Source organism: Paenibacillus sp. Soil750 (genome assembly GCF_001428045.1).
Taxonomy (GTDB): Bacteria; Bacillota; Bacilli; order Paenibacillales; family NBRC-103111; genus Paenibacillus_E; species Paenibacillus_E allorhizoplanae.
This window is the reverse complement of the sequence record NZ_LMSD01000006.1, coordinates 90,335-114,009: the sequence shown is the minus strand read 5'-3', so window position 1 is coordinate 114,009 and position 23,675 is coordinate 90,335. Positions and strand designations below refer to the sequence as shown.

The window sequence follows — 23,675 nt, the reverse complement described above, 5'->3', positions numbered from 1 at the left end:
CTATCCGTTATCCCTTCTATTGTAGCAAATGCTGAAGATGATTGAATATGGCACAGAAGCGAAATAAAACCTCTCTCTTTGGCAATTGGATCCTGCCTGTTTGAGAGAGGTTTTTACTTTCTTATATATGAACTAAAATCAGATCATTTTCAATCGAAACGCCAAATTTCTCTACCGTGACATCATACGTCTTGGTGCGCATGGCCACATCCGTGATCATGCAGCCCGATGCGATATCGAATTCCCACTGATGCCAGGGGCAGCGTACGATTTCACCTTCCCTATCAAACTGAAAATCACCAGGTCCTTCGGAAGTCACATAGGCTGTCACCAACCCTTTGCACAACTCTGCTCCTTGATGAGGGCAAATATTGCGCAGAGCATGAAAGCCGCCATTAATGTTGTAGATACCTATGCTGCGCCCTTCTACCTCCACAATCTTATGCGTACCAGTTGGAATCTCCCCTACTGTTCCTACGATGTGCTGCGAGCTTCGCTTCATTTCGTCTCCTCCGTTTTGCGTGGAGGCAGACCATATAGTTTGGCTGCATTCTGATAGTAGATGCTGTCCCATAGCTCAGGTTCCAGTTTGGGCAATGCTTGACTTGGTGAATCATAATCCCAATGCGGATAATCACTGCAAAACATCAGCGTTTCTTTCGCATAGATGCTCTCTAATAAATGATCGAAGATCTCACGGTTCGGTGTCTCTTCAAATGGCTGTGTGGTCACACGGACATGCTCTCGGAAATATTCGCTCGGCTTCTTGCGAACCCATGGCGTTTGCACCCGCAGTCCTTTCCATTCTTGATCCAGCTTCCACAGGAATGGGGCTAGCCACAAGACGCCGGCTTCCTGCAAGACAACCTTCAACGTAGGGAAGCGCTCAAACACCCCATCGAAGATAAAGCTGGCCAAATGTGCGCCCATGACCGCAGGACGCGCGCAACGCTGCTCAATATAGTGCGTCACATACCCAGCTCCAGTATGCGGGCTATTAATGCCTTCACCTTCTAATCCAACATGGATGGTGAAGGGTAAGTTATGGCGAACGCAGGCCTCATAAATCGGATCATAGTGCCTATTTCCATATGGCAGAGTAGCGCCGCTGGAAACAACCACCTGCACCATGTCGGATCGGCCCCCGACGCGGTCAATTTCTTGCGCAGCAAGCTGCGGCGCCTGCTTCGCAATGAAAACGGACCCCCGCAGTCTGCTTTCTCGCGAAAGCCAGTGCTCAATCGTATATTCATTAATCGCTCGGCAGAGTGCAGCAGCGTAATCATAGTTAGGGGTCGCATGAACGGCATAGCCTTCCCCTGTGAGAATGCCATATTCGACATTGTAGCGGTCCAAATGCTGCTTTTGCATCAAGGCCAGATCACTGCCGGCAGATCCGCCCCCTTCGGGATACGCGTCAGCCATCCTGCCGCCTACGCCGCCATTAAAGTGCATGCCTCCCGGCAGCGCTGGCCCGTATTGCTTCATAAGCTCCTGGTAACCTCGCGGCATATAGGATTTTAATGCTTCCAACCCCGTTGCATGATGAATGTCACAATCGATAATGGATTGTTTCAGCTTCGGACGTTTGTCCGCCGTTAATTGTGTGTCGGTATTCGAAGTCTGCATATCTTTTGCCCCTCCAGCAATTTACATTAGATAGCAGGATGTGAGGTCGTAGATACGAACCATCCTGGCTTCTTGACTCTAATGTTACGTTTCTGGTGTCGAAACAACAATGCTGTCGTGTCTTGTATCTTTTGCGATTTTGTAAGGTGGTTACATGTGACTAGGGGATGGCTCTCACACTCTCCATCTACTGAGAAATGCAAAAAAGCAACTTTTCTCTATTAAATACACGATTTCAGGTGAAATTGATGCAAGAAGGCATCAATTTCTGTATTTTCAGCACTGTTTTGACCTTTTCAACCTCAAAAGATGCCTTTTTGCATTTATTTAAAGCGTTGAAATGAATTCCTCTGAAAAGGATGCCTTTTTGCATTTTTGCCAGTTGTGAACCGAACATAGTTGAAAAAAGACCAGCCCATTAGGCTAGTCTTTACAGGCATGAAAGTTACTTTCCGGCAGCATATTCAGCCGATATCTTCTTAAATACCTCATAGCTGCGATTGGCACATTCCGAAATTGCGATCGGATGGAACCCTGTCACCTCTGCATATAACGTATCGTTAAGCGGCTCGGCCCAAGAGGCCGGAAGCTTATCAGCCCCTAGCTTCGCACCCATAATCGATCCAACGGTAGCGCCATTGCAATCGGTATCCCAACCACCTAGAACCGATGTCGTAATAGCCAACTCAAAATCGTCCTTAGCAAAGATCAACGACGCAGCAACCAAAGCTGCATTATTGTTCGTATGTACACAATGATAGTGCTCGAACGCATTCCAAATCCGCTCGACTAGATCTAATTGATCAACCGCCTTACGCGCAATTTCCACGGCTTGTCGAATATCATGAGCCAAGCGGCTATTGCTAGGAATTTCGCTAAGTCCAATTTCCACAATGCGTTCATTATCGGTTTCGTTAAAAGCCGCTGCAATCATAGCAGCCACAAACATTTCCCCATAAATACCGTTCTTCACATGGGAAAAGGAAGCATCCCGCCATGCTAATTCAGCTGCAAGCTCTGGATTTCCCGCCGCACCGTAAGCAAATCCATCGGCTCTAATTTGAGCCCCAATCCACTCCCGATACGGATTTAACCAAGTTCGCACCCATTCACTCTTCTGTGCCCAGTCCTCTGTTTGTTCACCTTGCATATGCGAGGTCACCTGGGCGAAATTCAAATAAGACTGTGTCTCTGCTGTACATACTTGCTGGTAGCTAAGGTACTTATGCCACAGCTTGCCAATATCCCAGCTATCGAAATTCAATCCTTTTTCCTCTAAAAGAATCAAACCTAACACGGTATAACGGATATCATCGTCAGTTTCCATAAACTGAATGTTTTCTTTCCAGCTTTTCCGACACCAGTCATTCACTTTCAAATCATACTCGGCTGACGCTCGTGAAGTCCCTGGGGTATATCCGCTAATTGGCCAAGCATCTGCTCCCTTGAACCATAGCTCAATATTCTTCCATCCGTCTCTTCCACCACTGCCATACATAAATTGACCATTCTCAAACGGTTTACCTAGTGCACACCCGATACTTCGGCCGAGCCACGCCCCTTGAAATTGATTGAGCCATGCAGCTTCCGATTTATCCGCCGTTAATTGGCGAGGTCCTTCAGGCCGAGTCGCACGAATGCCAGGCAAGTCGGAAGGCTCCTGATAGGGGAAGTCTGCACGAATTTCAAGCGCCATCAACTGCTGATACACGGCCATTAGCTTCGCGTCATCATCCTCGGCTGCAGCCCACTTGTCTAGAAATCCGCTGACATCGCAACCTTCTTCTCCCCTTTGTTTGATTTCAGCATGTACAATTCCCTTTAAATGCTCCCAGCCAGCCATCGTAAAACCACCTTTTATGTAAGATTTTAAGCTGATTATACGAATTTGGCCTCAGCGAATCTTCTCAATTTCTTTCACACTTCTCAAAATAATTGCTTGACGCCAAATTGTTTACGATATTCCTGAGGGGATAGTCCGGCATCCAAGTTAAAGGCGCGATAGAAGGAGGCCAAACTCTGAAACCCACTGGAAAAGCTAATGTCCGCGATACTATCCAGGCTCGTGACAAGCTGTTTCTTCGCTTCGCTAATCCGTAGCTGTGTAATATATGCAATAAAACTGATACCTGTATGCTCCTTAAAAAGGCGGCTTGTCCGCGCGGTGCTCCAGCCTAAATGCTCAGCAACATCCGTAAGTTGAAGGGGCTCTTGATACCGTTCTTTCACAAAAAGCATCACTTCTTTGATCTCGCGCTGCGAATTGGACATATTCTTCCATTGCTCATTGCTGAAGGCACTTCTGTAATGGCGAAGCAAGATAACACCCAACTCTAGCAATTTGCAACGAGTAATCGTTAGATAACCCTCAGCCTTTGCATCAAGCTCCTCATAAATCTGTTGAATGAGTACCCCGATTTGCTGTGCAAGCAGTGTTCCAGCCCCAATATGATTCTCAAATCTCTCCGATCGATAGGCAAATGGCAGCAATAATTTTTCATCTTCTTCAAGGAAGAGACTCGGATCAAAATTCAAAAATATATATCGGCTTGGATCGTGCTGCGCGGATTGAGCAATATGAAGTTCTGTATTATTGACAATAAAGACATCACCTTTGCGAACTTCGTATAGCTTATTTTCAAAAATGAATTGCCCTCTCCCTCCCAGGCAATAGCCAATTTCCAAACTAGAATGGAAATGAAGAGGTTGTGGATATGGTTTTGGACACCAAAGATACGCATTAATTGGAATGAGATTGTCATATTCTATCTTCTGCTTCAATTGGTTTCAGTCCACCTTCGAAATTGAGATAGCTCTATTTTACCATTAGCAAAAATGTTGTGGAAAATAAAAAAGCCTGTACTCATTTTTACGAAATTGTAATGTCTCACCTCTCATTTTTATGCGATTGTTATGCGCAAATTAGTAAGCTTAGTCCTGTAGACAACAGCGCAACAAACAAATCCAATCCACTTGAGGAGTGTTTCTCGATGAAAAATAAACAAAAAGTTCTTGCCGCTCTAACTATTTCAGCAACTGTCGGATTATCCGCCCTTCTACCTTACCATGCGCTAGCAGCCAATCCTTTCACGGATTCCGCAAGTGTTGCACAAATCCAGACTGCGATTGAGCAATTAGCTCAGCAGCAGGTGCTATCCGGTTATGAGAACAATAGCTTCAAACCTAATCAAGCGGTCACACGCAGTGAGATTGCCAAAATGGTAGCCCTCTCTTTCCACGTAAACACTTCTGTGGATGCAACGACAGTTAATCCTTTTCAAGATGTGAGTTCAAAAGATTGGTACTATAACTACGCGATTTCCTTGCAGGCTCTTGGTGCGATGAATGATGTGGCTGGCAAGCAATTCGGTGGGGCGCAAACGATCACTTCCGAGCAGTTAAGCAGCATTATTGCGAAAGTCCTTCAAGTTGACGTTACAACGATTCGCCAGTTGCCAAGCTACGCTTCACTTAGCAGCCAAGTTACACGCGGTCAAGCTGCCCTGCTTCTGGTTGAAGCTCAGAAAGTGGCTCCTGTTCGTGTGACGAAGCTTGAAGTTCTGAATGCTATTTCCCTACAGGTGACCTTCTCAGCACCAATTCCTACTGCTGAATTAGAGCTGGATCCCGCGTCCAAAAACTTTGTTTTTGACAATGGCCTTGCCATCAATAACGTGCCGCGCCTAAAAACAGGCTCTGTATCCACGTATATTGTACCGGTTCCAACGCAGAAAGCAGGCACGACGTACTCGCTGACTTATAAAGGCCAACCTGCCGTTACTTTCACAGCTAGCACAGAGAAAATCCGTTTGGATTCCACGGCTCAGGTTGCTAATGATCTATTTGAAGTTGAATCCCATCTAACTGACGGTGTTGCAGATTATGGTTATGTGATCGCGGCTTACAGTAAGGGCCGTCCAGGTTCATTTATCGTTGATGAAAATAATCGGTACAATGGCACGACCTACCAAATCTTATCTTCCATGCGTAATCGCCAAGTTCAAATCACCCCTGAGGGTGGTGCAACAATGACGGCTAATTACTTGCCATTCACACAAGCAACCGATGGTCGCCAAGCGCCTAAGTTCATTTTGCCTAACGGAGAGACCTTCCATCCAGGTGTAACTTATACAGTCTCCGCGGACTGGGCAACCTTGAAGAACCCTACTTTTACGGCAAAAGAAATCGCTCCGCTTCAGCTTCAATCCGCAGCAGCAGTAGATGCGAAGACGATTGCAGTTACACTAACGCAAGATCCGAAGGATGAAATTTTCGTTTCACGCCGCGTAACTCTAACTGCTGCCGATGGCACAGTTCTGACTGCTGAATATAGCTTGACGACACGCAAAGGTGCCGTTGGTACGTTCACGCTTCTCAATAATGCTCAGTTGGTTCCAGATACGACGTACACAGTTGCGCCAGTGGGTGCATGGGCTACAGCAACAGGAGTCACTTTAAACTTGAAAAAGTAAGCAGAAATAATAAAATCAAATAACAAAAAGATAAGGAAGATGACCTGTGATCAGGTTCTCTTCCTTACCTTTGTTTGCTACACTTATCCACAGGTACTGTTGTTTCCTAGGCTTCTTATTCTCTTCTTATACTCTTAATGCAGAGGTGACCTTCTATATGATATTCACAAATAAATCTCTATTCGCAAGCTTAACACCGCTAACGTTGTTTCTTGTCTTAATTGGCTGCAGCAGCCAACAGCCGAATGCAGTCAACAGCATCAATCCGACGAAAACAGCAACGCCATCTCCTATTGCTGCGGCAACACAAACGCCAGTGACAAGTTCCTTACCTGCGACTGCAAAGCCTTCGCCAGCCGCTACAGTCACAACCCTGATGGTTTCGCATTCGAAAAGTGACTATATGTCCTTCCTCGATCCTGCTTCAGGCCGCATGGAGAAACTTGTCGTGGGAACAGCCCCTTTTGCCATCGTAGAGGGGCCGAATCATCGCACTTATGTGTCGACTGCTGAAGGCGTCGCCGTCATCGATACGAAGCTCCGTACACGGATTGCTCTTGTCCCTTATCAGGCCGATGTGGGTAAACCACGCTTTGGTGAATATCGCTCGGGCGGTATGGGAATTGCGGTATCTCCAGATGGAAAATTCGTTTATGTTGGTGTTTATCTGGATGGAGGTAAGAGTCAACTTGAGATCTTAGATACAGAAAAGCTCGCAATGACGGGCCGATTTCCTGTTGGCGTACGACCTTTTGATGTCGTGACCAGCCTCGACGGCCGCGAAGTCTATAGTATCGACCATGACGGCTACACCGTGACGGCTGTCGATCCATTTACACTAAAAGGTCGCACGTTAGAGGCTGCTCCTTTCGGTAAAGGCGGCTTCGAGAAGCCGCACTACGCCGTCGTCCGGGCAGATGGCCGCTTACTTCTGCCTTACCAAGGCCGTGGCCTTGTAGTGCTTGATCCGAAGAGCGGCAGCTACACCACCGAACCCTTGACGGGGAACACGCATCAGGAAGGTGTCACGCTCACCCCAGACGGCAAGCAGCTGCTGATCGTTGGCATCGGTTCAGCAGGCAGTGCAACGGGCAAGCCTAATTTGACCATACTCGACGCCAATACGTATAAGGAAAAGATTATTCCATTAGCCCGCATGCACCAAATGGTCGCTAGCAGCGCCGATGGACGTTATGCCTATCTCACAGGAGGCGTCACTTATGCGGATACGGGCTGGAATGGGATGACGGTAGTCGACCTGTCAGCAGGCACGACACGCGAATTCGAGCTGCCCGATTATCCGCTGGATGTGCAGCTTTTGACGAATAACTAGTCTTAGCCGATCCTTGGAGTTCCTAGGTTTGGAGACAGTCATGATTCACAAATCTGATTAACTGGATAATATACAGCTATTTAGGCCAAATTTCTTATAATAATCGATTTAACTGGAAAATAGGTAGTTAATATTGCCTCTTTTGTGCATATCCGGCTAAAGTGGTCGAAATTAACTACAGGTTTTCCATCTAATCTGCGTTTGTTCGGGAAACCTCAATATTTAACTGTATAAAATCCATTTACTTACCTGAAAGACAGTAGTTACTCTACTCGCAACCAGCATTTCACACATCATCATGCCCTAATTCTTCGCCAACTTCAAAAAAGTATCTCGGTAGGTATTGAATTGCTCAAATGCCTCTTTCATCCTGTATCGCCGAAAATCAATCCCCCTTCGCCATATAACCAACACCAGGATAGGTCACAATCAATTCCTGCCCTTCGGTGTGTGCCTTCAGCTTCTGCCGAATTCGCGCGATAGTAACGCGCAAATACTCGACCTCATCGCGATACTCACTTCCCCAAATCTCACTCAACAACTGCTCATGCGTCATTACTTTGCCTTCATGCTGCAAGAGAAGAACGAACAGATTATACTCTGTCTCGGTGAATTTCACTTCCGCTTCGCTAACCCAAATTCGGCGCTGAGCTAAATTGACGTTCACAGGCCCAACGTTCAGTTCGCTTACTGTAGATGGTGCAGGCATACGTCCATCCAAGCGACGCAGCACGGCATTGACTCTGGCAAACAACTCGTCCAACGAAAACGGCTTGGTCAAATAATCATCTGCACCGAGATTCAACCCCTGCACTTTATCCGCACCATTGCTCCTTGCTGTTAGCATAATAACAGGCACGCTGGAATAAGTACGCAGTCTGCGCAATACTTCGAAGCCATCCATCCCTGGCATCATCAGATCTAGCAAAATTAAATCTGGATCAACGGCTTCTGCCTTCTCCAGAGCCTCGGCCCCGTTCTGACAGGCCACCGTTTCGAATCCTAACGATTTGAGATTCGCCGCGATAAACCGAATGATTTTCGGCTCATCGTCGACGATCATGATTTTCTTTGCGCTCATGCTAGCTCATCTCCCCCATTAAACCGTGGAATCATCAAAGTGAATCGGCTTCCCTCACCCAGTTGGCTTTCAACCTGAATGGTTCCGCCATGGGCTTCCATAATTCCTTTGCAAATCGCCAATCCAAGCCCTGTGCCCCCGGTTTGACGACTGGACGATACGTCCACGCGATAGAAGCGATCGAATAATTTCGCCAAATGTTCCTCTGCTATACCGATCCCATTATCCTGTACGTGAACATAGACATACTCTTCGTCCGCATGCGTGGTTACCTTAATGATCGGTTCCCGCTCATTATATCGAACGGCATTGATGAACAAGTTCAAGAAAACCTGTTCCATTCGAAGCTTATCTGCAAAGACAAGAGGCGTATCCGAAGATAACGCAACCTCCAATTGAATTCGTGCAGCACTGATATCTTCAGGCAATCGATGTCTAGCACTTTCGATCACGGCGGCTAGCCTCAACGGTTGCGGATGAATCCCCATCGCACCTGATTCGATTTTGGATATATCCAGCCACTCATCGATAAGATCTTGGATACGGCCTATATCCTCATGAATGCCTTCAAGCAGCTCCAGCTTAAAGTCCTCATCCCAGTGCGCATCCCTGCGCAGCAATGTTTCCACACCTCCACGGATACTCGTAATCGGGGTTTTGAATTCATGCGAGGCGAGTGAGATGAGATCGTTCTTCAGCGCGTCGATTTCATGCTCCTTCGTTCTGTCACGCCACACATAACCGCGGCCAAATACCCGCCCCTCCCGCGCAACCTGAAACGCGGATACCATCATAAAGCGTGGCTTGCCTTGCTCTGTTTTCACCGTTAAGGCGCTCTGTACCCTCGGCTCCGCTGTCAACTTACGCAATTGGAGCTCGTCCTGATCTTCTGGCAATAGCTCAGCAATTCGCTCAAATAAATCAGCCTCTGGCATATGGGACAATTCGCCCATTGGAATCGCGAAACTTTCCGCCATCTGATGATTGGCATACAGCACGTTATGCTGCACATCAATCAGGACAATCGCATCCGACATGCTTTCTAAGACAGCATTCAGTGTCGCGTGCTCGTCCTGCAATCGCTGTGTTCTCTCCTCCACGCGATGCTCAAGCTCGCTATTCAATTCCAGCAAGGCGCGTTGGTTTTCCTTGATCTGAGCAGCCATGCGGAAGAAATGCTCCGCGAGCTGATGCAGCTCTGCGGGTGCTCCGCGCGGTACAACCTTCTGGTCAGGCTGGGCGAATGAGCCTCCAGCTAATCGCTGTGTATAACCGACTAAGGCGTGGATCGTGCCGTTTAATCTTTTGGCCAACAGACTGCCAAGTAACACAGTTAAGATCAGCGTGAACACTAACAACAGCAGCGTAATCCGTAAAGATTCCGTGAATGCTGCGTTGACAGCAGCGGTCGACCTGCTTACCCATACAATGAGATTCAAATCTGGAATTAGCTTATATGTAATAAGTTCTTTATGTGACGAGGAGCTTAGCGTGTAGGTGCCTTCGCCTTGTTTAAGCATTTTGGCATCGGCGACGACTGACTCCTTGGATAAATCCGCCATAGCTTCCGTTAGCGCTGCGTTCGGATGATAAATCGGCTTGCCTGCATGATCCAAGACAACAGGATACGCCTCTGTCCCATAGTCATATTTGGTAACAAGTGTCTTAATTGGCGCTAATTCAAGCACAGCCAACACGAATCCGTCGACTTGTTTGTTGCCTTTATAAATCGGTACAGCTATAGCTATAGCCGGTTGATTCAATCCCTCAGGGCCTTTGAATAACGAAGAAATAATCGCCTTCTGACCAGCCTTCACACGTGCTGTATAGTCTCGATCATTGACATCCGTTCCAATTAAGTCCGTGGGCATCTGATGTGTGGCTTTGATCATCCCCTTGTCATCGACCACATAAATACCTGTGAATCCCTCAAGGTTCTCTTGCAAGGATTGCAGCTTCAACGTCAGACTCTCCCGATTTCGAAATGCTGCATCCGAAGCCGAAATCGTTGCCGCCAAAGTTTCAACAGCATTGCGATGATAGGACATATAGGCTTCAACTGCGTCTCCAAGGCGATACGTTGTCTGCCTCTGATTTTGATTCGTTTCCTGTGTAATATGCTTAATTTGCGATACCTGGAAACCGCCTAGAATTAGGATTGGAATCAAGGCCATTAGGGCAAATGTAATCGTTAAATGTGACCTCATGGAATAATGCTTCAAGGAAATACCCCGCTCTCCAGCTCAAGCTTTTGTTTAGCTTTCCAACTTATTTTACCACTGACAAATTTGTAATGAAAATGAAATCTAACTTTCATGTTGTTTTAATGTAACTTGCCTATAATAAAGACCAACCCCCCTTTAAAATATATATACTTAGACCCACAGCCCGTTGCTGTGGGTCATTTTTTATCCCACGCAAACCCACAGAGTTCCATTGTGACATTCCCAATCTTTTTCGCAGCTTTTTTCCCAAACCTATCCCGAACGACTCCCAAAGCTTTCCCAAACTTTTCCCAGCGATGTCTCTAGGAAAGTGAATTGCAGGCATTGTAAGATAATGCCAGAAGCAAATTCAAGTGTGGGAGGAACGTTACTCATGACAAAAAAAAGGAAAACAATCATTCACTCCATTGCGTTAAGTTCAGTGCTGGCTGGTGTTTTAACGTTTGGAGGGATCGCAGCCGCTTTTGGCGAAACGGTGCCGACAGGGGTTGAGATTAAAGAATTCAGCCTGCTGGATACCGCAACGGATGTCGTTGGCGCTGCCGATTTTACCCCAGAGGGAAATAAGGACGGCCACTTTAAGCTGCTGCTGAACCTCGCTAATAAAACCATGATTAAGTCTGTTGTTTTGCGGTCAACCGATGATTTCGGCAAGGATAACTATCAAGGCGTTTGGCGAACAAACCGCGTCACGACAGGTTGGCTGTTGGGGATTGTGCAGGATAAAACCGTTGTCACGCCGAGCGGTACCACCCATGAAAGTGAAATTATCAACACAGGCTTTCGTAAAGATGTGAAAGATCCAGTGGGCGAGTTTGCTGGCAACCTAACGTTTGATTTGTACGCCAGCAACAATGGCACAATTAAAGAAACGCAATCTTATGTACTTGAGATTGAGACTCCCGAAGGTACGGTTGTTTCGAAACCAATTAAGTATAAAAAGCCAATGACGGGTGGCGGAACATCATCCACTTCAACGCCATCACCTACCACAACGCCAAGTCCGAGCCCAACACCGGCACCGACGCCATCACCAATACCAAGCCCGACCCCTTCCACCCCGCCGGTACCTGCTCCAACACAAGGTCCGATGATTCACGTATGGCTGTCGGGTCAAGAACTCCAATTTGAAGACGCCAAACCGATTATTAAAGACGGTTCTACATTAGTTCCATTTCGCAAGCTATTTGAATCTCTTGGTTTCTCTGTGAGTTGGGTCGATAACGGAACTACACAAAAGGCGATTGGTACGAAAAATGGGCTAACCATCGAACTCACGATGAATAGTTCCACAGCCAAAGTGAACGGTAAAGACGTTAGCTTGACCATACCAGCTCAAATCATTGACAATCACACCATGGTACCACTCCGATTTGTTGCAGAAAACAGCGGTTATCAAGTCACTTATGTGAGCGATGGAACTACAGCAACAATCCGAATTGAAGAATCTAAGGACACAAGTCCAACACCCGGACCAACACCTGTACCTGTACCTGTACCAACTCCCGTACCAGCACCGATTCCGGATTTCCCAAAAGAAAACGCTGAGCCTTATTTAGCAAAAGGATATGTACGCGACATGCAGGGTCACCCGCTCCCTGACATCGTTGTGTATGCCGATAACACGTTGTTGTACGACAGCAATATCATTGGTGTAACCGATGAGAATGGTCATTACGAAATTGAACTACCAGAGCTTGCGACTTCCTGGTCGATGTCAGCTGATATCACTAAATCATTTAACGGTAAAACATACAAATTCCATCTGGAATCGGATAATGAAGTTCCATTAACGGGAAGCAAAGGCGGGGTTCGGAATTTTACTTGGACGAATTTTAACGGACAAATTTATATATATCCATTTTTCACATCTTCCGATGACTCGATGCCAGAATTCGATTTGAGCGATCTGGAAGTGACACTCACACCTGTAGGTCCGCTCCTTGATGGCAGCACGGGACAAACGATCATTAAACGTGGAGGCCCGGTTATTGGCGGCGGAGGTATTGATGAAATTCCGGTCGGCAAGTACAAGGCAACGGCTCGATGGATGCCCGAAGGATACGCTCCGATGCCTTTGCCAATTAGCAATGGCGGTGCTTATTCCAATTCTGTCGAAGTCGAATTTCGTGAGCCCAACGGCGTAAACACGTCCAAATATCTAAGTGAACTTGAAGTCAAGATTCCATAAACGCGGGATAGATTCCATGCAAATGACCAGATTGAACCTTATCGTTAAAATGCCCCTGACCATAATCTAATCTTAGGTAAAACAAAAGGCTTCAGCTAACAGAGAATGTTAGTTGAAGCCTAAAATCGTTATCCGTTATATTTTTCTCCCTTTCGAAAGAGAGATAAACCAATCATACAAATAGGTAGTAGTAAGCCAAATGTGAACGCATAGGGAAACCATATTTTTGATACGAAGTTAAGGAAATAGCTTTCGTTTGGATATGTAACGATAGATAACACAATCAAAATCATCCCAAAAGGGAAACACAAGGGGCGAATTTCTTCCATTTTGATAACTTGAGCGAAACTAAGGACTGAAGCGTAGAAACAAATCGTTAGTTTAAAAAAGATCGTAATAAACCAGATCCCCGCCATTAAGACTTCTAATCTTTCTAGAAATTTTCCAACACTAATCATTTTCGCTAAACTATAGCTTGGATACAAATTCCTTGCGGTTATTCCTGCTCCAAGAACAAGAATCGAGATCAAGGTTATCATAATCAATAATATTCCCGCGATCAACGTCCCCACAAAAAACGCTTTATTTGCTTTTTTCACACAATTCACGAAAGGAATAACCATCAATAACACGATAAGTTCCATAAAGGGGGTTCCTGTAAAAGGGAAGCTCGCTCTGATGACAGGAATAATACCTTCGCCGAGATAAGGTTTAAGCTGAATAAGTCGGAATTGCGGTGCCAGAAATAAAACCATAGCAAAAAAGAATATCATAACCCATGGAAAAAAAATTTCCCCGGTACGTGCAATAGTTTCAATACCCTGCCTACTTGCCATAATAACAACTGCGAGAAAAATCATAAGTATAAATTGAAGCGGCGTATCGGGGAGAACCTGGGTTACCACAAAGTCGCCGATGTTCCGCAATACAAGCGCTGCAAGAAGGAAGAAGAAACAGAAATAAAGCAAAGAAACGATTTTACCTATCCAAATGCCAAATAAAGTCTCACACATCTGTACCAATGTTTGGTTAGGAAATTGTCTTACCAATGCTTGATAAAGAAAAACGGTCAGCAAACCAATACACACTGACAGAATGGCGGCTATCCACGCGTTTTGCTTCGCTTCCGCTGCTAGACCAGAGGGGGTTATTAATATGGAGCTTCCAACTGTGAATAGTATGACGAGAATGGTAAATTGTCGGATGCCAATTATACTTTTTCCCATTTCTTTGTTATGCCTCCTCTCGTATGTACGCAATTTCACTGTAAAAACCCTAGAATGAAATCGCTACACGGTTGATAAACAAAGGTGATGAGATCTAAAGGATTGGGCAATTTTCAGAAAAAAAAATCCGCCTTTTTCGCTTTTTGATTTTGATTGACATGAACCGGGAATACCATGAATAGCACGATAAAAGGAAGTGAAGAAGTACCAGCAACCGACAAGGCTGCTTTTATCATAAGTTATATCCAACAGTGAACATGGGCTGCAACATTTCAAATTGAATCTCCGGTACGAGACATATGATCAAAATAATAAATAACAAAATGATCCATGGAAAATAATCTCCAACCTTGTTGTACAAACATACGACTAACAAATTCATACTTCCCTCACTAGTGATTCAATTTATTGATACTATTCCCATATTCCCAAAAATCATCAATAAAGTATGGCTTACCCAATCGTATGCACGATTATTGCCATAAAAAATACACCACTTCGAATTATCAAAGAGGTGCACTCTACATCTTGTTATTCAATGTTGAACATAATTATCCATAATTTGGATCAATCGAAAAATTGCGGGTAAAATAAAGCTTACAATATGTGATATGTTGTATAAGATACGAAGGTGGTCAATTTCTATGCATGTTGTAATAGCTTTATTTACTATTTATTCAGTTTGGCGTTGGGCAGATTGGAAGAATTGGCAAAAGTATCACCCAACAATGCTCTTTATCCTGGCTGGTGGTCTTTTGTATGAATATCTAACCAAGGACTATAATTTGTGGGTTTTTCATCCCGACTTTCTATACAATCATCGGATAACGGTCATTGTATATGCAGTAATAACAATGCCCCTAAGCGTTCTTTTGTTCCTCTCAAGCTACCCCATAACTACTAAGTTCAAGCAGCTTATGTACATACTCAAATGGGTATTTATTTATTCATTTGTCGAATTTGCTTTACAGATCTCTGGTAGAATCTCATACGATAATGGCTGGACTTTTTGGTACTCAGTGTTGTTTGATATCATGATGTTTCCTATGCTTAGACTGCATCATACTAAACCACTACGCGCCTACTTTTTCTCGTTAATAATTATCATAGTACTGATGTGGTATTTCAAAGTTCCACTAAATTGAATAGTCGATTGTGATAATCACGCACCCATTTCAGCTTCAAGAATAATTTAATAGTAGTTAACGCAAAAATGGAGGGAAACCCATTGCATTCCCATGACCCTCGTGTAACGAAATGCGAAGAAATCCCGGTCGAGTTTCCGCCCCAGTACCAGCCTGGACAGCCAGGATTGGAATTTTTGATGCTGCCAAGGCCCGTTTCGGAGCTGCCGGGGCAAGTTGGATCGGGTAGGCTGCAGAATAAGGTTGCGATTATTACCGGGGGGGATAGTGGAATCGGTCGGGCTATCGCCTATTTATTTGCTCGAGAAGGTGCGGATATCGCTGTAGTCTACCTCAATGAACACACGGATGCCTTGGAGACTCAGGAGAGAATCCGGCAATTAGGCCGCTGTTGCTTGACGATTGCCGGGGATATCGGTGATGAAAAATTTTGCAAAGAGGCAGTAGAGATTACCATGTCCAGATTCGGACGGGTTGATATCTTAATCAATAATGCGGCTGAAATGTTTTATGAAGAGGACATGACTAACCTGTCATCCGAGCAGCTGTTGCGGATATTCCAGACTAACGTATTCTCCTGTTTTTATTTTACGAAAGCTGTACTTCCTTACTTACAGCCGGGCAGTGCAATCATTAATACGAGCTCCCTCGCAGCTGACAAAGGCTATCCCGCAATGGCTAGTTACTCCGCTTCTAAGGGTGCCGTTAGCGCACTAACCCGTTCATTGGCGGTATCTCTCGCCGATCGGGGTATCCGGGTCAATGCCGTAGCCCCTGGTCGAACATGGACTCCTCTTATCCCTTCCTCATTTCCACCTGAATTTTACATGTCTTATGGGTCTTTAAATAATTCAGGCCCGATCAAAAGAACGGCACAGCCTTACGAAATCGCACCTATCTATTTATACTTGGCATCGGAAGAATCGCGTTTCGTAATCGGTCAGACGATTCATGTGAACGGTGGAGAGTATATGGGCTTGTGATGAGGCTGAAGCGCTCATCCATGAGCGCTCAATACATAGGTGCACTAGTCAGTTAATTGTTGGTGAACAGAAATGCCCACGGAAGATTCCGGGGCATTTTATGTTTTCTTTCGCAAAGGGTAATTATTTTCAATAAAATGGTAAATTCTCAGTAAAATTAAAGCAGATATTGGATACAGAGGGATTGAATAATACAATTTCCAACCAGTGTATACAAAGAAACCATTCAGCACATGCAGCCATTCAAAGAAAACCGCAAATGCTGTCCATCCAGCAAGATAAAGTACAAGACGCTTTCGATGCTTTTTTTCGCGTAGATTCCATTTATCATAAAAAAACAAAAGAAAAAAGGAAAACGGAGGATACAAGAAAACGTGAGCAAATGTTGCAATAGGCTCGTAAGTTACATTATCACCGCAGTAATAAAGCTCAAATGGTGTTGCCGCTAGTGCGTAATCATAAGTGGCAACAAATAAGATATTAAACGTCCAAATTAAGACGATGGTGATAGTGTCAAAATGCTTTCGTATCTTAAAAAACACTGTCATCGCTATAATTGAGCAAATAACAACGAACCATTCGTTCCAATCAATGTGAAAATTCATGGTTTAGGGTATCCTTTATAAAATTTTCTGCGAAAAACTTTCATGATCATCATTATCAAAATCAAATAACCTGTCCAAAATACAGCCGACCAAAATAAATAGGGTTTCATGTGTTTAAAAACACCTAACCAATCGGAAATCCATTCTAAACCAAACAACAATGCCGAATATTTGATGATCACCCATGTTTTTTTTGTTCTGGATGCAGCGGCGGCAATTTCATTTAAGCAGAACAGCGTAACTAATGGATACAACACTAGGCGTATGAGCACATGCGAAAACTCAAACATAATCGAGTGCGGGATCACAACAATTTTCATATTCATCGTAAAAATAGCAGACCGGTTTTGAATTAGCAAAGAAGCTAGGCACCAGTAAAAAAAGATCTCTAACGAATACAGATGTTTTTTTTGATATTTCATAAAGTAAACAAATACGAAGAAAGTAACGAAGCTATACAATAGAAAAACCATAGGAGCTCCCTTCCTGGGAAACTTATGGTGTTATTGTTCACTATTTTTCATTTCCTTATAACCTATTTCCCCCAATATTCCCCAATCATTAGCCATTGGAAAGCTCCCAATATCTGATCAAATATCACCGGCAAATACTCACCACCCGTTTGGTATAAGAAGGATACAAACCTTCCTGTCCCCCCAGGGTGGTGTTTTCTCACACACACAATTTCCCACAATGTTACGATAGGATGTCCATAATCTTTCGGTACAGTAAGGGTGTAAGGGAAATCAACCATCCCTGCATTGCTACATAAATCGAAAGGAGTTTTCAAACTATGAAAACAACATGGAAAAAACGCGCCGTTCAAACGAGCCTGCTAGCTATTATGACAACCATCGCATTCGGTGCAGTAAGTGCCTCTGCGGCAGATACAACAAGTGAAACACCACCCACCGCCAAAGCCGTACAAATGGTAAAGGCTGTTGGAGCAGTGCCAGCCCTTCACTTCCGCTCTTCGAGTGCAGGCTTGCTTAACCAACCTGCTCATGAGCGCAACTATTTGAAAATGCTTGCCACTACGTACGCACCAGATACCCTTGCTGACTGGAAGAAAGCACTCGACGATCGGAAGCAAGCAGAAGCCGATCTGCCGAAGCCTTCCTTCGCTCAGACAGTAACGATTTCAAGTAAAGATGCTGCGGATGGTGGCACACAAGTATTCCCTTCTGAAGGCGCTACTTTCGTTACTTCATTTGAAGGCGGAAAAGCCATTGAAGCTTTGCCTTCATTACCTACTCTCACAGCTGTAGAGATCAAAGATCTTCCAGAAGGGGCAGCTCGTCCTACAAATGGCTTCTTTACAACCATAACGAAGTCCGATGGAACAGCTCCAGAGCAGATTACCCGTCTTCTTCCAGTTGAGGCTGGTGTAGCGAGTGATATAATGATAGCAAAGCCCGTAGAGTCTGAAAGCATGAAACTCCAACAAAAATTAACAGATGCGGTAGAAGCGGATGATGCAGAAGCGATCCGTGCGATCTTGCCAGATTTGTTGAAGGATTTTGTAAAGGGAACAGAAGACATGCGTGACATCACTAAAAAAATCAAAGAGCAGCAAGCAACAGAAGCTGAGAAAAAATAAATGTTAAGTAAGGTGGATCCGATCGCATATCATGCGATTCGGCTCCACTTTTCCTCATGTTATAGAAGGCATGGAAGGCAGGGATACGATGTATAGCATCTTTTTAGTAGAAGACGAAGAGCATTTAAGAGGCGTGCTTGCCGCATATTTGGAGAAAGAGGGGTGGCAGGTGCGTTCGTTCCCCGATGGGACCTCAGCCAGAGAAGCAATCTCGGAGCGGCCGGACTTGTGGGTCCTCGATATTATGCTGCCAGGCGTAGATGGCTTCCAGCTCATCCGAGAGATTAAAGCCGATCAACCATCACAACCCGTGATCTTCATCTCGGCCCGCGATGCGGATATCGATCGCATTATAGGTCTTGAGCTTGGAAGCGATGACTACTTGGCGAAGCCGTTTCTGCCACGCGAGCTAGTTATCCGCTGTCGCAAGCTGCTAGAACGTGTATATGAACGGCAAGGGAACAGCGCGCTAACGGCATCCATGGAGCGCCGCGCACAGCTCACTACGTTAGCTACTTACACGATCGATGAGCCCGCTCGCACCGTAACCGATCGCGAGGGTGCTACACTCGATTTGACTTCAAAGGAATTCGAGCTGCTGCTCTACTTCATTCAACATCAAGGACATGTGCTTGAACGGGAGCAAGTGCTGCGCTCTGTTTGGGGCATCGACTACTTCGGCACGGATCGTGTCGTTGATGATTTAGTACGCAGACTGCGCCGCAAGCTGCCCGACATGCGTTTAGAAACCGTATACGGATACGGGTATAGGATGGTGAAAGCATGAGTCTTCGACTAGGCCAGTGGCCGCTCGCCATGAAATTATGGGGAGCCTTCGCCGCGCTGACTTTGTTCATTTTCACACTGCTCGCGGTATTATTGCCTTGGACGTTAAAGGGCTTTTTCACCGAGCAGCTTTATAATATTTTGATGGATACCCAAAGTGGTCTCCAAGTGGAAGCAACAAGAGCTGTGAGTCCTGTTTTCGCTATCCCCCTATCACCACAGCCTATGAATATGACATCCATCTCAGGATCCGATCCATCGCTTGGAAGTCGCGTCCTAGTTGTCCCTAACGCCGACGGAAGCAGTATCGTGCAAATGGGAGATTCATCGAGCGCTTCTGTTCCCACATTGACCGAAGTTTCTAAACTTTCCGCCCAGATAACAGCTCCTTTTCAAAGAACACTGACCGGCCCTTCTATTCGGCATTTTACCATTAGCGGTACACAAGCAGCTGAGGCCGTAGCAGCTACAGCTGCTACTACGACAGCACTCCATTCAGCAGAGCCGTTCATGGCGGCCATGGAGAAAGATGCTTTAGCCCAGATGCAGCCCGTTGCCAAGTATACACGCAGTATTGATGATAACAGTATCTTTTATGTCATTCGCAAAGAGATCGTTCAAGGAGCACCTAACTTTATCGTTTCCTACGCTTGGGGCAACTACCGCAATGATCTCATCATGTCGATGTTCGTCCGACTGATCCTATTGATGGTTGGACTTATCGTGATCAGCTGGCTCCCCTGCTTACTGCTCGCTCGGTATTTCACGCGTCCCCTCGTTCAGATGGAACAGCATGTGGGACGCATGGCCGAGCGTGATTGGCATGAGCCCATCGACACGGGCCGCCGTAAAGATGAAATTGGCCGCCTAGGCAAGGCCATTGAAGGAATGCGGCAGCGGCTTGTGAAGCAAGATCGTGCACAGCAATTCTTCCTGCAGCATACGTCGCACGAACTAAAAACACCGGTCATGGTGATCCGCAGTTATGCGCAATCCATTCAGGACGGTGTTTTTCCGAAAGGCACGTTAAGTGCAAGTTTAGGCGTCATTATGAAAGAAGGCGAACGGCTGGAGAAGCGCATTCGCGATCTGTTATTGCTGAACAAATTGAATTATTTTACGGCCAAAGAGAAGCCTTTCCATGCTTTTGAAATCAAAGCAGTTATCGAAGATGTTGTAGAACGACTCCGCTATAAACGTCCTGAGATCACCTGGGAACTGAACTTAGCTCCTCACACGCTCCTGGGAGATCAGGAACAATGGAAGATCGCTTTGGAAAACATGCTCGATAATCAGCTTCGTTATGCCGAGACTTGCATTCGGATCCGCATGAGCCCCGCTCCTTATTTTGACATTCAGATGAGTAACGATGGCCCGCTCCTAGATCAAGAGATTGCGGATAATCTGTTTGAGCCATTCCGCACTGGCGGCAAGGGGCAGTTCGGTCTCGGTCTGGCCATCGTGAAACAAATTATGGATCATCACGGGATGAGCGTTCAGGCTAAGAATGAACGTGATGGCGTCACGTTCACCATTTTACCTGCTGACGATACGGTTCGAGGCTCCGAGACATAGCACGAAGTAGCAGAAATAAATAGCTGCATAAAGGATCGTCGTCGTTATAACCGGGATTAAGATTTCTCCGCTAATCAGCTGGATCGTTGTTAGCGCCTTGAGAACCATGATGCTGTGCAGGACGCCTAGTATGAGCGGCAGCATGAACACGAACAGGGTCTGTTTGGCAATCGTCGTCCTAATTTCTTTGCGGCTTACACCGATTTTGCGCAGCATCGCATAGCGCTCTTTATCTTCGTTGGCGTCCGTTAGCTGTTTGAAATATATCATACATCCCGTCGCGGCTAGGAAGACAAGTCCTAGGAAGCCCAATGTGAATATATCCATGCCAGCGGACTCCAAATTTTGACGATATTGATAATAGTAGGAGGACAGCCCGTTCTGATCTGTTTTCAGCTTCATCAGGGCATTAGAGGTCAGCTTCGTGGACCCTTGATTCTTGACGACATACCCTTTGTATGTCACTTCGTCTGATCCTGGAAGCAGCTTGGCATACTGCGTGTCACTCACGATGAAGACGAGATCCGGGAAGCTCCATGGCAGCATTCTTCCTACGATTAACTGCTGAACAGTTAGCGTTTGCTTGCCTGCCTGAGCATTGAAAGAAATCGTATCTCCCTTCACTTCATTCAAGGTAAACGTCGAATATCTCGGCTGAATGACTGCGATATCTTGATCTTGGAGTACAACTTGACCCTCTCTGTCTAACGTCTCTGAGGTGCGATTGTACATGGAGGCTGACACCAGCTTGATGGGAACTGAACTTGGCGAATGACTTGATGGATGATAGAAGAAGTTCGTCATATCTGCCGTAACTCTGATAATGGGAACATCCAGCTTAGCTTCGATTGGATGTTCTTTATCCTGCTCCAACATTGCGCTAACTTGACCATCGAAGCTGGCCCCTTGTGAAATGTGCATATAACTGAAAGGAGCTTCCTCCTCTGCTTCCTTGGTGATCGTGAAATAGGCGCTTGAGCCTACCGTAACCGCACAAAGCGTTAGTGCGCTGAGCAGCGCAATCATCGTGAACATTCGCGTATTGCCTCGAATGCGATAAATCAATTGCGCCGTAGAGATCATATTCATACCTTTATAGTACCGAGACTTCGTCTTTTGGGCGATTTTCAAGATATAAATGAGTGCATATCGGAATAACAGATACGTGCCGGCGATCAAAGTGCCGAAGATAATAAGGAAGTTCCTTCCCATTTGTGCCCCAGTCGTCATAGGCTGAAACACCGTCCAATAGCCGATAATTAATAGGGCTATGGCCAATACCGCTGAGAAAACCGATGGCTTCGGAACCTGTTCCCCCTCTTGCTCTGCCTTGAACAATTCCACGAGCTGGAAGCGATAGATCAAGCGATAGCTGTGGATCGAAGTGACGACAATAATGATGGCAAATACGATCAAAGTGTTCACAATCGCTTCCGAGGAAATACTGAAACTGACTTCCACAGCTGAATCCAGCAATTTGAGGAACATCATCGCAAACAGCTTGGATAGTAAAGTCCCCAGCACAATGCCCACCGCAACGGCGCCAATGCCCATCATCATATTTTCATAAAATAACATGGTGCCAATCTTACGCTTCCTTACGCCGAGCAAGGCGTACAAGCCTACTTCTTTCTTTCGCTTTTTGGTGAAAAACGAGTTGGAATACCAGATAAACACCGCAACGAACAAGATGAGCACAATCGAAGCTTGTGTGAAAACGGACTTCATGCCCTCCCATTTCTGCACATTCGCCGCAATCTCCTCACTGTAGCGCAAAGAAACAAACGTATAATAAATCACGACACTGAAAATCATGGAGATGAAATAGATCAAATAATTTTTGAGATTACCGATAACATTTCTTCTAGCCAAACTAAATAAGGTCACTTGCCCCACCCCCTAGCACCGAGAGCACATCCATGACTTTGTTGAAGAATTCCTTGCGCGAAGACGTCCCCTTATTTAACTCCGTAAATAATTGACCATCTTTAATAAAGACAACACGTGTACAATAGCTGGCTGCAAAAGCATCATGCGTTACGATGAGAATGGTTGATTTATCCTGCACGTTCAAGCTCTGCAAGCTTTCCAGAAGTTCTGTCGCAGATTTGGAATCCAGTGCCCCTGTCGGCTCATCGGCCAGTACAAGACTGGGGTTTGACACGATGGCACGGCATGCGGCTGTTCGCTGCTTTTGCCCACCAGAAATTTGGTAAGGGTACTTATCCAGCAAGGGATCGATGCCGAACTTCTTGCTGATCACCTCTACGCGGCGCTCCAATTCAGCCACCTTCATTCGTGCTAGGGCAAGTGGGAGAATGATGTTCTCTTTCACCGTCAACGTATCGAGCAAGTTGTAGTCCTGAAAAATGAAGCCCAGCTTGTCGCGGCGAAAGTTCGCCAGCTCTGCCTCTTTCATCTTCATTAAACTAATTCCGTCAACCATGATTTCCCCTGAGGTTGGCTGGTCGATTGTGGCTAACATGTTCAGCAGTGTCGTTTTGCCCGATCCAGACGGTCCCATAATACCTACAAACTCACCTTGGGTAATGGTTAAATCGATATCTTTCAGCGCCGTAAATACATTGCCTTTGGTGCCGTATACTTTCTTCAATTGCTTAGCTTCAACGATCGTTTTCATATCGGTTATTCCTCCAATAACATGGTTTGCTTCCTGATACCTCTATCCTACTATCTCCGGGATCATGCAACCATCGAAGTAACTTACAACTCCTTCGCGTTACCTTACAATTTTGTCATGATTATGCTACCATTTCTGATGAAGTGGTATAATCGGCTCATTCGTTCCTTAAGGAGGCATCGA

18 protein-coding genes are annotated in these 23,675 nt (G+C 45.6%); 8 read left to right on the top strand and 10 right to left on the bottom strand.

Features of this window, described 5'->3' with window-relative positions; all coding sequences use genetic code 11:
• Positions 1–121: 121 nt before the first annotated feature.
• The 4 genes from ASL11_RS07870 to ASL11_RS07855 form a co-directional block, all read right to left on the bottom strand.
• Positions 122–502 carry a Rieske (2Fe-2S) protein gene (locus tag ASL11_RS07870; protein WP_056612115.1) on the bottom strand — a complete coding sequence of 127 codons (381 nt, stop codon included), beginning with the start codon at positions 500–502 and terminating at the stop codon, positions 122–124.
• Positions 499–1,629 carry an amidohydrolase family protein gene (locus ASL11_RS07865; RefSeq protein WP_056612112.1) on the bottom strand — a complete coding sequence of 377 codons (1,131 nt, stop codon included), beginning with the start codon at positions 1,627–1,629 and terminating at the stop codon, positions 499–501. The genes ASL11_RS07870 and ASL11_RS07865 overlap by 4 nt, the downstream gene beginning before the upstream one ends.
• Positions 1,630–2,074: 445 nt before the next feature.
• Positions 2,075–3,472, bottom strand: a complete 1,398-nt coding sequence (locus ASL11_RS07860; protein ID WP_056612109.1) for an ADP-ribosylglycohydrolase family protein — start codon at positions 3,470–3,472, stop codon at positions 2,075–2,077.
• A gap of 83 nt (positions 3,473–3,555) precedes the next feature.
• Complete coding sequence (locus ASL11_RS07855; RefSeq protein ID WP_056612106.1) at positions 3,556–4,410, bottom strand: AraC family transcriptional regulator; 855 nt, start codon at positions 4,408–4,410, stop codon at positions 3,556–3,558.
• Between the two features lie 209 nt (positions 4,411–4,619).
• On the opposite strand from ASL11_RS07855, the gene ASL11_RS07850 reads away from it, so the two are divergent.
• Both ASL11_RS07850 and ASL11_RS07845 read left to right on the top strand, forming a co-directional pair.
• Positions 4,620–6,101 carry an S-layer homology domain-containing protein gene (locus ASL11_RS07850; protein WP_056612104.1) on the top strand — a complete coding sequence of 494 codons (1,482 nt, stop codon included), beginning with the start codon at positions 4,620–4,622 and terminating at the stop codon, positions 6,099–6,101.
• A gap of 157 nt (positions 6,102–6,258) precedes the next feature.
• A complete protein-coding gene (locus ASL11_RS07845; RefSeq protein WP_056612101.1) occupies positions 6,259–7,434 on the top strand; it encodes a YncE family protein in 1,176 nt (391 codons plus the stop codon).
• A 385-nt stretch (positions 7,435–7,819) separates the two neighbouring features.
• On the opposite strand, the gene ASL11_RS07840 is transcribed toward ASL11_RS07845, so the two are convergent.
• Positions 7,820–8,515, bottom strand: coding sequence for a response regulator transcription factor (locus ASL11_RS07840; RefSeq protein ID WP_056612097.1), 696 nt, complete (start codon positions 8,513–8,515; stop codon positions 7,820–7,822).
• The gene (locus ASL11_RS07835) at positions 8,512–10,722 is read right to left on the bottom strand and encodes a sensor histidine kinase (RefSeq protein WP_157256847.1); all 2,211 of its coding nucleotides are present in this window, start codon (positions 10,720–10,722) and stop codon (positions 8,512–8,514) included. The genes ASL11_RS07840 and ASL11_RS07835 overlap by 4 nt, the downstream gene beginning before the upstream one ends.
• A 391-nt stretch (positions 10,723–11,113) precedes the next feature.
• On the opposite strand from ASL11_RS07835, the gene ASL11_RS35695 reads away from it, so the two are divergent.
• Positions 11,114–12,931: a copper amine oxidase N-terminal domain-containing protein gene (locus ASL11_RS35695; RefSeq protein ID WP_056612091.1), complete on the top strand. Its 1,818-nt coding sequence runs from the start codon at positions 11,114–11,116 to the stop codon at positions 12,929–12,931.
• A gap of 128 nt (positions 12,932–13,059) precedes the next feature.
• Here ASL11_RS35695 and ASL11_RS07825 read toward each other — a convergent pair whose 3' ends face one another.
• A complete protein-coding gene (locus ASL11_RS07825; RefSeq protein WP_235550417.1) occupies positions 13,060–14,196 on the bottom strand; it encodes a GerAB/ArcD/ProY family transporter in 1,137 nt (378 codons plus the stop codon).
• Positions 14,197–14,768: 572 nt separating this feature from the next.
• On the opposite strand from ASL11_RS07825, the gene ASL11_RS37985 reads away from it, so the two are divergent.
• Together ASL11_RS37985 and ASL11_RS07815 are read left to right on the top strand one after the other, a co-directional pair.
• Positions 14,769–15,302, top strand: a complete 534-nt coding sequence (locus ASL11_RS37985) for a CBO0543 family protein (protein WP_327205092.1) — start codon at positions 14,769–14,771, stop codon at positions 15,300–15,302.
• A 68-nt stretch (positions 15,303–15,370) separates the two neighbouring features.
• Positions 15,371–16,285, top strand: a complete 915-nt coding sequence (locus ASL11_RS07815) for an SDR family oxidoreductase (RefSeq protein WP_056612082.1) — start codon at positions 15,371–15,373, stop codon at positions 16,283–16,285.
• A gap of 98 nt (positions 16,286–16,383) precedes the next feature.
• Here ASL11_RS07815 and ASL11_RS07810 read toward each other — a convergent pair whose 3' ends face one another.
• Complete coding sequence (locus ASL11_RS07810) at positions 16,384–16,890, bottom strand: hypothetical protein (protein WP_056612079.1); 507 nt, start codon at positions 16,888–16,890, stop codon at positions 16,384–16,386.
• A gap of 793 nt (positions 16,891–17,683) precedes the next feature.
• Between ASL11_RS07810 and ASL11_RS07800 the strand changes: the two genes are divergently transcribed.
• The 3 genes from ASL11_RS07800 (at position 17,684) to ASL11_RS07790 (ending at position 20,851) form a co-directional block, all read left to right on the top strand.
• Positions 17,684–18,490, top strand: a complete 807-nt coding sequence (locus tag ASL11_RS07800) for a hypothetical protein (protein ID WP_056612074.1) — start codon at positions 17,684–17,686, stop codon at positions 18,488–18,490.
• Positions 18,491–18,578: 88 nt separating this feature from the next.
• Positions 18,579–19,277 carry a response regulator transcription factor gene (locus ASL11_RS07795; RefSeq protein ID WP_056612294.1) on the top strand — a complete coding sequence of 233 codons (699 nt, stop codon included), beginning with the start codon at positions 18,579–18,581 and terminating at the stop codon, positions 19,275–19,277.
• Positions 19,274–20,851: a HAMP domain-containing sensor histidine kinase gene (locus ASL11_RS07790; protein ID WP_056612071.1), complete on the top strand. Its 1,578-nt coding sequence runs from the start codon at positions 19,274–19,276 to the stop codon at positions 20,849–20,851. The genes ASL11_RS07795 and ASL11_RS07790 overlap by 4 nt, the downstream gene beginning before the upstream one ends.
• Here the strand turns inward: ASL11_RS07790 and ASL11_RS07785 are convergent.
• Both ASL11_RS07785 and ASL11_RS07780 read right to left on the bottom strand, forming a co-directional pair.
• Positions 20,813–22,738, bottom strand: coding sequence for an ABC transporter permease (locus ASL11_RS07785; protein WP_056612069.1), 1,926 nt, complete (start codon positions 22,736–22,738; stop codon positions 20,813–20,815). The two genes, ASL11_RS07790 and ASL11_RS07785, sit on opposite strands and share 39 nt — an antisense overlap.
• Positions 22,725–23,492 (bottom strand): ABC transporter ATP-binding protein, encoded by a 768-nt coding sequence (locus ASL11_RS07780; protein WP_056612066.1) that lies wholly within the window; start codon positions 23,490–23,492, stop codon positions 22,725–22,727. The genes ASL11_RS07785 and ASL11_RS07780 overlap by 14 nt, the downstream gene beginning before the upstream one ends.
• Positions 23,493–23,675 lie beyond the last annotated feature (183 nt).